Annotated in this window: 2 protein-coding genes; both read right to left on the minus strand. The window is 49.0% G+C overall.

Annotated elements, in window-relative coordinates:
- The coding region (locus ACFR9S_RS14675; protein ID WP_379818956.1) for a hypothetical protein at positions 1-402 on the minus strand (402 nt) is incomplete at its 3' end.
- A gap of 8 nt (positions 403-410) precedes the next feature.
- Entirely contained in the window at positions 411-638 is a 228-nt protein-coding gene (locus ACFR9S_RS14680; protein WP_049989054.1) for a hypothetical protein, read from the minus strand.
- Positions 639-720 lie beyond the last annotated feature (82 nt).

Genomic DNA, 720 nt, shown 5'->3' on the forward strand with positions numbered 1-720 from the left:
CCCTGTGCCATGATAGGCAGCAATCAGAGGATGTGTTTTAGATGGTGATAGACCACCTGTTTTTTCTTTGCCGTCTCTGATTGAAGCCTTAGCGTCGGGTTGACGGGCGTCTCCCGCGTTCTCTGGGTCTACAAACAAAACCTCCCGGCCATTTACTGTATCGACTTGATAAATTTGACCGTCGTCTAGGGCTGTGATGGAGACAACGTCATATTGTGATTGGTCAGGTAACTCGTCGGGCTTATCTGGTGATTGGTCGACCTCGAGCGCTGTCCCTGTCGAATATTTGTGATGGGGGTCGTCTTCGGCTAACGGAGATTGGTCCTCGTTTTCGTCGTGAGTATTGCCGCTGGTATCGCTACTCGAAAAAAGATTTCCCAGAAAATTGTCCCAATCGCCCATATAGAATACTATGAATCGTGGAGATACTTGCGAATTTCAGAGATATCGTCGCGGACAAAGTCAGTAGAACCGTGGCCAATATACCCAATGTCATCCGCTTTGATAGGTTCCCCGTCAGTGGCTAGGACGCGCTCCCCGTTAGGTTTGACGACAAATCCGTCGTCATCAACCTCTCGGTTGAGTGCATCAAGAACGTATTCGCGTTTTTCTTCTCCGAAGATGATTTCCTGTGGCATTATTGTTCCCCTTGCCTGTCTGTAAGTGGGATGGGTGCGAGATGGCTAGTCTCTTCCCATGCCTTCTTAGTCCCAAACTCAT

It is taken from the genome of Halolamina salina (genome assembly GCF_042678005.1).
GTDB classification, from domain to species: Archaea; Halobacteriota; Halobacteria; order Halobacteriales; family Haloferacaceae; genus Halolamina; species Halolamina salina.

What these genes read in the sequence shown, in the direction of transcription:
- ACFR9S_RS14680 (WP_049989054.1), bottom strand. Translation starts at nt 638, where the DNA reads ATGCCACAGGAAATCATCTTCGGAGAAGAAAAACGCGAATACGTTCTT.